A 7,967-nucleotide genomic window follows, 5' to 3' on the forward strand; every position below is an offset into this window, starting at 1 on the left:
TATGGCGCAACTGGCCATGGTCATGAACCTGGACAAGTGCATCGGCTGCCACACCTGCAGTGTCACCTGCAAGCAGGCCTGGACCAATCGCTCGGGCACCGAGTACGTGTGGTTCAACAATGTGGAAACCCGTCCGGGACAGGGATATCCGCGCCGCTACGAGGACCAGGAGAAGTGGAAGGGCGGGTGGACCCTCGACAAGAAGGGCCGTCTGACCCTGAAGTCCGGGTCGCGCATGAAGCGGCTGCTCAATATCTTCGCCAATCCGGATCTGCCCACGGTGTCGGACTACTACGACCCGTGGAGCTACGACTACGACACGCTGCTGTCGGCACCGCAGATGGACACCACCCCGGTGGCCAAGCCCAAGTCGCTGATCACCGGTGAGGACACCAAGGTCACCTGGGGCGCGAACTGGGACGACTCGCTGGGGTCGGGACCCGAGCAGGTGGGCAAGGACCCGTTGCTGGCCAAGCTCTCCGAGCAGGTCAAGCTCGAGTTCGAAGAGACCTTCATGTTCTACCTGCCGCGCATCTGCGAACACTGCCTCAATCCCTCGTGCGCGGCGTCGTGCCCGTCGGGTGCGATCTACAAGCGCGCCGAGGACGGCATCGTGCTGGTGGATCAGGACAAGTGCCGCGGCTGGCGGCAGTGCGTGACCGGGTGCCCGTACAAGAAGATCTACTTCAACCACAAGACGGGCAAGGCGGAGAAATGCACGTTCTGCTACCCGCGCGTGGAGGTCGGCATTCCGACCGTGTGCTCGGAGACCTGTGTCGGGCGGCTGCGCTACATCGGCGTCATGCTCTACGACGCCGACAAGGTGCTCGAGGCCGCCTCGGTCACCGATGACAAGGACCTGTACCCGTCGCAGCTCGGGGTGTTCCTCAACCCGCACGACGAGCGCGTGATCAAGGCGGCCGAAGAGGCCGGGATCTCCCCGGAATGGATTGCCGCCGCGCAGGATTCGCCGGTCTACAAGCTGATCGTGGACTATCAGATCGCGCTGCCGCTGCATCCGGAATACCGGACCATGCCCATGGTCTGGTACGTGCCGCCGCTGTCGCCGGTGGTGGACACCCTCACCCAGACCGGGCACGACGGAGAGAACCACAACAATCTCTTCGGCGCGATCGACGCGCTGCGTATTCCCTTGGAGTACCTGGCCGAACTGTTCACCGCCGGTGAGATCGGCCCGGTGCGAGCGTCTTTGCAGCGGCTGGCGGGCATGCGCTCGTTCATGCGCTCGATCAATCCCGGCCAGGAGCCCGACCTGTCCATCCCGGACGCGGTCGGCCTCGAGCCCGAGGAGATCGAGGCCATGTACCGGCTGCTCGCCATCGCCAAGTACGAGCACCGCTACGTCATCCCCTCCGGCGCGACTCCCCGTGCCCACGAACTGGATTCGCTGGCCACCGGCTGCTCCCTGGACACCGACGGCGGACCGGGCATGACGGCCTTCGACTACATGGCCGAGAAGTTCCACCTCACCGATACCAACGGTGCCGCGCCCGAACAGAAGTCCAACCGGGTCAACCTGTTGAACTGGGACGGCAAGAGCACCGCCGGACTGGTGCCCACTTCCACCAACGGCAACGGCGCCGCTGGCAATGGCAACGGAGCCAACGGGAATGGGCACCAGCCCGAACCGGCCGGAGATCCGGCGGCGGAACCCGAGACCACGGGGGTGTCGCGATGAGCCTGCTGAAACTGCGGCGGCGGCCCGAACCCGCCGTCGCCCTGAGCGAACGCGACCGCCGCCTGGTGTGGCGGCTCGGGGCGCTGCTGCTCGACTACCCGGGTGCGCAGCTGCTGGCCATGCTCGACGAACTCGACTCCGCCGCAAGCGAATTGCCGGATTCGGTGCGACCGCTGCTGGCCGGGTTCCTCACCCACCTGCGCACCGGCGATCCGATCGCGCTCGCCCAGGAATACGTCGAGACCTTCGATATGCGCCGCCGGGCCAGCCTGCATCTGACCTTCTACGCCTACGGCGACACCCGTAAGCGCGGTATGGCGCTGCTGCGGTTCAAGCACGCCTACCGCCACGCCGGGGTCGAGCTCGGCGACGAGGAACTGCCCGACCATCTGCCCGTGCTGCTCGAATTCGCCGCCACCGTCGACCCGATCGGCGGCGAACGACTGCTGGGCGAACACGTCCCGGTGCTGGAACTGCTGCGGTTGTCGCTTTCCGACAGCGGATCTCCCTACGCCGGGGTGCTGGCGTCGGTGGTGGCGACCCTGCCACCGGTCACCACCGCCGACCGCCGGCGCATCGCCGAACTCGCGGCACAGGGGCCGCCCGAGGAGGAGGTCGGGCTCGACCCCTTCGCCATGGACCCGCTCGCCTTCACCGGACAGGAGGCCCGCCGATGAGCGCCGCACTCTGGCTGATGCTGCCCTACATCGCCTTCACCTCGTTCGCGCTGGGCCACCTGTGGCGCTATCGCACCGACCAATTCGGCTGGACCACAAGGTCTTCGCAGATCTACGAATCGAGGCTGCTGCGGCTGGGCAGCCCGCTGTTCCACTTCGGCATGTTGGGAGTGATCGGCGGGCACGTGCTGGGCGTGCTGATCCCGCAGTCCTGGACCGACGCCGTCGGCATTTCCGAGCACCTCTACCACGTGGTCGCGGTGTCGGCGGGATCGGTTGCGGGCGTGGCGGTCATCGCCGGAATCGGCATCCTGATCTTCCGCCGCATCAAGTTCACCGCCGTCCGGCAGGCCACCACCACCAATGACAAGGTGATGTACGTGCTGCTGGCCGCGGCGCTGATCACCGGGCTGCTCAATACCGTCGGCAGCAACCTGCTGTGGGGCACCTACAACTACCGCGAAACCGTCTCCCCCTGGTTCCGCAGCCTGTTCACCCTGCACCCGCAGCCCGATCTCATGGTCGGCACCCCCTGGACGTTCCAGGCGCACGGCCTGATCGTGTTGTCCCTCATCGCTTTCTGGCCCTACACCCGCCTGGTGCACATGTTCTCGGCACCCGTCGGCTATCTCGTGCGGCCCTATGTCGTCTACCGCGCCAAGCCGAACAAGTCCGCCGACAAGACCCGCTACGCCCGCGCCTGGGAGACCCCGGCCATCCCCCGCCGCTAGTACGCTATCGGCTCGGCACGGCCGGTGTGGTCGAGTATTCGATGACTTCCCGGGTGTAGGGCGCGGGCTGATCCCCCGCGGCCCGCAGCAGGTCCTCGACGGCGTCGTCGAGCCGCGCTCCGGGCCCCTGCTCGGCCAGCAGTACCACCACGGCTTCCCGGGCCGTCACCGTCGGATTCGGCTGGGCCAGTAGCTCTTCGAGGTAGGCGTCCGGTTCCAGCAGGCGCAGGGCGCGGCGGGCGCAGGCGTGGACGCGACGGGGCAGTTCGGCGCGGATCGCGTCGATGTCCCCGGGCACGACGTGCCCGGGCTGGTCCGGGTCCAGGCGAATCGACCACAGCCGGGCCGGGTCCTCCGGCAGCCCGTCGCCCTCCAGCAGGCCGGGCCCGCTCGCGGATTCCAGCGGCACCGGCGACAGGCCCAGTCGATCGTTGCGCCAGTTGCGGAACTCCCACCATGCCATCGGGGTGGCACTCGACCCGAGTCCGAAGCTCAGCACCTGCTGTCCGCCGGTGAAGGTCCGGAAGGTGCGGGTGCGCGCCACCGTCGCCACCCCGTCCGGCAGCACTCGCACCCAGCTGGGATCGGCTCCGTCAAAACCGTACGGCTGCAGCAGTTTTTCCGTGTCGCGCATCAGCCGGCGCAACGCCGATTCCGGTTTGACCATCCCCGCAGATTAGCGGCGGGAACCGACAGGATCCCGCACCTCGCCATCCGCCCAGCACGCGGCGCGTCGCCCAGGGACGCGCCGCAGCCGGAGGCGGTCAGCGGCGCTTGGAGCGGGCGAAGTTGCGCATGATCGGGAGATCGACCCAGTGGTAGAGGGCAGCGGCGAGCACGGTCGAGACCACCAGGCTCAGCAGGGAGAAGCCCGCCCAGCCGAGGATGCCGAATTCCTTGCCGCCGATGAGTTTCCGGGTGATCAGCACCATGACCGGGAACTGAATCAGGTAGAACGCGAAGGAGACATTGCCCAGCCAGACCGTGATCGGGTGGGAGTTGACGCCGCGGATGCCCGCCAGGTCGCGGGTCGCCATGGTGGCCACCACCGCGGTCATCGGGGCCAGCAGCAGCACCGACATCTTGTAGTTCACCGGCACCACCCAGGTCGCCGCGTACGCGACGGTCAGGGCCAACAGCGGCCACACCATATTCGTATTGCGCCAACGGCCTTCGATCACCGCGCGGGCGGCCAGCACGCCCAGGAAGAACTCCGGCAGCCGCGACAGCGGGAAGGTGTAGCTGAGCCAATACGACAGGGACACCGGGATATTCGGCTGCCGGAACCACGCCGGGGAGGCGTGCAGCTCGTAGTAGGGCGACGTGTTGCCCGGAACCAGCCGGGGCGCAAAGGCATTCGCGATGCCCTTGGGGCCGTCGACCCACAGGAAGTAGGAGGTGTGCAGCGCGACGATGCCCAGGAACAGCATGCCCATGGCCAGCAGCAGGCGGCGGGTCGGGACGCGCATGACCAGCGGCAGCAGCAGCGGGAAGCTGCCGTAGAACAGGACTTCCGCGGCCAGCGACCAGGACGGGACGTTCAGGCCGCCGACCGTGGTCCACTTCGGCACCCAGGTGTGCACCAGCAGCAGGTTCGGCACCCACACCACCGCGCGGTGCAGCGGCACGCTCGCCACCACGATGAACGCGGCCGCGGCCAGCAGATGCGTCGGATAGATCTTCAGAACGCGTCGCCGGTAGAAGGCGGTCTTGGTCATGCCCGGCTTGAACGACCAGTAGATGATGAAGCCCGACAGCACGAAGAAGAACGTCACGCCCGCCGCGCCCAGCTGCATGGGCACCCACTCGTGGATGTGGCGGAACAGCTCCGACTTCTGGAACGGGTAGACCGGCAGGAACACCAGGGCGTGCAGCACGAATACCGCGAAGGCCGCCCACCAGCGGGCACCGGTCAGCGAGGGCAGCGCGGGCCGGGCCACCGCCGCGGCGGCGATCGCGGGTTCGGCGGTCCGGCGCGGGGTTTCGGGCCGGACCACCGCGGCGGGCTGGGCCGGTTCGGTCAGCTGGGCGCCGAACGACTCCGCCGCGTGCGCGGGGTTCATGACTTCGGGTGGGCGGGTCATCGTGCGTACCTCTCGTACAGTGCGTTGGCGATCACGGCGTCGCCCTCGGGAGCCGGGTGGAACGGCAGACCGTCGACCTTGATCAGCGGATCGAAGATGCCGTTGACCCACTGCTGCGGGGTGCACAGGCCGTGCCCGGCGGTCAGCGCGCGGGAGTCCAGGAACTCCACCTGCGTCTGCGCGGCGGCCTCGCGTTCGGCCTGGTCCATTCGGTTGAAGTACTCGACCACGGTGCGGCCCTTGGGCTGTTCGAGCGCCAGGCCCAGGATGTCGAAGCAGATGGCGTGCTGCTCGGACCCGAACAGCTCCGGATAGCCGACGACCACGATGCGCGCGGCGGGCGCGTAGTAGCGGACGTAGGTCACCACCTTGCTGATGCGTGCCGCGTACTCGGCGCCGGTGATGTTGCGCGGGTCGATCATTCGGCCCTCGGCCACCGCGTCGGGACCGCAGCCCCCGGCGATCTCGTAGAAGCAGCCCGCGGCGGAACTCCACGGGGATTGATCGGCCCCGCCCCAGCGGTCGTTGAATCCGAATTGCAGCGTCACCAGTTCGGTGCGCGGCCCGAACGCGCCCGCCTTGGCGGCATTGGAGGCCTGCACGCTCAGCGTGTAGCCGTCGCCGCCCTCGATGGCCGCGCCGGGGCAGGACTGGTTCCAGACCTGATCGGTGCCGTCCAGGCCCATCAGCGTGGACAGCTGGGCGGGCCAGGCGGTGTCGCCGTGGTCGCATCGCTTCTCGCTGGAGAACGGGGACCAGCCGTTCGCGGTGAACGAATCACCGAGGATGACAAGCTGTTTGCCGTCCGGGGCGGGGCTGTTGCCTGCCCCGGACGAATCGGCTTGTGCGCCCGCGGTTCCCGTCATGACCGCTGCGATGGCCATGACCGCGGCGCACAACGCTGCTGCTTCGGTCCGAGCAGCTACCGATGCGCCTGGGATACGGAACTTCATTGAACCCTCGAATCGCAAAGTGAACATTAACTTTTCAGTTTTGCGCGCGGAGTTTGTGCTGAGCCGCGAGGCCGCGGCGGTCGATCAGTGTCCGTAGCGGTCGTAGATCGCGTTCGCGACCACGGCATCGCCCTGGGACGCCGGATGGAAGGGCAGGCCGTCCAGATCGGCACGGGGATCGGCGATTCCGTTCAACCACGGCTGCGACGAGCAGAGGCCGTGCCCGGCGGTGAGCGCGCGGGCGTCGAGGAAATCGATGCCCAGCAGCTGGGCCGCTTCGCGCTGCGCCACGTCGATCCGGTCGAGGTACTCCACCACCGCGCGGCCCCGCGGATTGATGAAGGGCGCGACCCCGAGGACGCTGAGGCAGACGGTGCTGCTGCCGGGGGTGAAAAGCTCCGGGTATCCGACGAATACGATGCGCGCGTTGGGCGCGTAGTACTTGATGTAGGTGACCGCGTTGCTCATGCGCTTGGCCATCAGCGCACCGGAGACACCGTTGAAGTCGGGTATCCGGCCCTCGTCGACCGCCTCCGGATCACAGCCGAGGGCGAGGTTGAACACGCAGGGCCGCAAGGAATTCCACAGGGTCTGATCCGACTTTCCCCACTTGTCGTTCATCCCGAACTGCAGCGTCACCAGCTTGGTGTTCGGACCGAACGCGCCTTCCCGGTCGGCCCGCTGCGCCTGCTGGGCCATGGTCCAGCCCGGCCCGCTGTCGATCGACGCGCCCGGGCACGACGGGTCCGACACCCGATCGGTCCCGTGCACGCCCATCAGCTTGCTCAGCTGCACCGGCCAGGCGGTGGGCCCGTGCCGGTTGCAGTCGTCCTTGCCCTCGCAAGTGGTCCCAGTCGTTCGCGGAGAACGAATCGCCCAGCACCACCAGCTCTTTGCCCGCGGGGGCCGGATCGGCCCCCGCACCGCCCGCGGCGGTCACCGCGCCCGCGGCGGTCACCGTCGCCGCGAGCGCCATCGCGGTGGCATAACGCCACCGCCCACCATTGCCCAGCACCGGAGCGTCCAGCCCGCTCAGTACCCGGCGCGGGGTTCGAAGCCGGGCGCGTCCAGGGTCGGCGGCGCGGGCTTGGGCGCCTGCTGCTGGGTCTGCGGCGCGGGCTTGGGCGCGGCCGGCTGCGGAGCGGACTGCACAGGCTCGGGCGCGGCAGGTTGCGGCGCGGCGGGTTCGGTGGCCGCGGGCTGCGGCGCGGGTGCTTCGGTGGTGGGGGCGGGTGCGGCGGAAGTCGGCGCGGGCGCGGCGGTCGAACTCGCGACCGCCGAGGTGGCGACCGTGCTGCTGGCGCCGCCCGTGGACCCCTCGGACGCCTTGTCGGTGCCGCACCCGGTGGCCCCCGCGAGCAGCAATGCGCCGCCGATCACAGCCGCCGCGGCACGCGCGGCGAAAACCCCTGGTGTAGCAAACTTCATGAATACCTCGCATCTGAACTGAAGTGACGACTGTTCACTTCAGCGGAGAGTGTATTCAACCGACTCTCCGCAGCCACACCGAATCGGAAAAATGCCCCGAATCCCGAGGGCAGCGAAAACCGTTCGCCCTGTTCAGACCCTATCGTCCCGATACGGCCGGTTCCACCCGCAGCTCGATGACCGGGCCCGGCGCACCCGCGATTCCACACTGTGGACCCACGTTTGACCAGTTTGTTGGGGGTTTCGTATCTTTAACTGATCGGCGACTCGTGGAATCCGGTGAGAATCCGGGACGGTCGCGCCACTGTGATCACCCGCGGGTGTGAGTCAGACCCCGGGCCGCCGAAATGTCATATCGGCCGAGGGGGCGCGCAATCCCCTCTCACCCTAGTACT

General features: G+C 68.0%; 8 protein-coding genes and 1 riboswitch. Of the genes, 3 read left to right on the forward strand and 5 right to left on the reverse strand.

Going from position 1 to position 7,967, the window contains the following annotated elements; all coding sequences use genetic code 11:
• The first annotated feature begins 1 nt into the window (after position 1).
• Genes narH through narI form a run of 3 tightly spaced genes read left to right on the forward strand, consistent with a single transcriptional unit; the run spans position 2 to position 3,107 of the window.
• A complete protein-coding gene (gene narH, locus NS2_RS24600; RefSeq protein WP_052086791.1) occupies positions 2-1,699 on the forward strand; it encodes a nitrate reductase subunit beta in 1,698 nt (565 codons plus the stop codon).
• Positions 1,696-2,376, forward strand: a complete 681-nt coding sequence (narJ, locus tag NS2_RS24605; protein WP_033089763.1) for a nitrate reductase molybdenum cofactor assembly chaperone — start codon at positions 1,696-1,698, stop codon at positions 2,374-2,376. Before narH ends, narJ begins: the two co-directional genes overlap by 4 nt.
• The gene (gene narI, locus NS2_RS24610) at positions 2,373-3,107 is read left to right on the forward strand and encodes a respiratory nitrate reductase subunit gamma (protein WP_033089762.1); all 735 of its coding nucleotides are present in this window, start codon (positions 2,373-2,375) and stop codon (positions 3,105-3,107) included. Before narJ ends, narI begins: the two co-directional genes overlap by 4 nt.
• 4 nt (positions 3,108-3,111) lie before the next feature.
• On the opposite strand, the gene NS2_RS24615 is transcribed toward narI, so the two are convergent.
• The 5 genes from NS2_RS24615 to NS2_RS24635 all read right to left on the reverse strand — a co-directional run bounded on the left by NS2_RS24615 (position 3,112) and on the right by NS2_RS24635 (position 7,572).
• Positions 3,112-3,774: a hypothetical protein gene (locus NS2_RS24615; RefSeq protein WP_033089761.1), complete on the reverse strand. Its 663-nt coding sequence runs from the start codon at positions 3,772-3,774 to the stop codon at positions 3,112-3,114.
• A 97-nt stretch (positions 3,775-3,871) separates the two neighbouring features.
• Entirely contained in the window at positions 3,872-5,191 is a 1,320-nt protein-coding gene (locus NS2_RS24620; RefSeq protein WP_228102635.1) for an acyltransferase family protein, read from the reverse strand.
• The gene (locus NS2_RS24625; protein ID WP_033089760.1) at positions 5,188-6,075 is read right to left on the reverse strand and encodes an SGNH/GDSL hydrolase family protein; all 888 of its coding nucleotides are present in this window, start codon (positions 6,073-6,075) and stop codon (positions 5,188-5,190) included. Before NS2_RS24625 ends, NS2_RS24620 begins: the two co-directional genes overlap by 4 nt.
• A gap of 153 nt (positions 6,076-6,228) precedes the next feature.
• The gene (locus NS2_RS24630) at positions 6,229-7,068 is read right to left on the reverse strand and encodes an SGNH/GDSL hydrolase family protein (protein ID WP_071812118.1); all 840 of its coding nucleotides are present in this window, start codon (positions 7,066-7,068) and stop codon (positions 6,229-6,231) included.
• A gap of 108 nt (positions 7,069-7,176) precedes the next feature.
• Complete coding sequence (locus NS2_RS24635) at positions 7,177-7,572, reverse strand: hypothetical protein (RefSeq protein ID WP_143161441.1); 396 nt, start codon at positions 7,570-7,572, stop codon at positions 7,177-7,179.
• 221 nt (positions 7,573-7,793) lie between these two features.
• Positions 7,794-7,930, forward strand: a riboswitch (cobalamin riboswitch).
• Positions 7,931-7,967: the final 37 nt, after the last annotated feature.

The sequence above is a fragment of the Nocardia seriolae NBRC 15557 genome (genome assembly GCF_007990715.1).
Lineage (GTDB): Bacteria > Actinomycetota > Actinomycetes > Mycobacteriales > Mycobacteriaceae > Nocardia > Nocardia seriolae.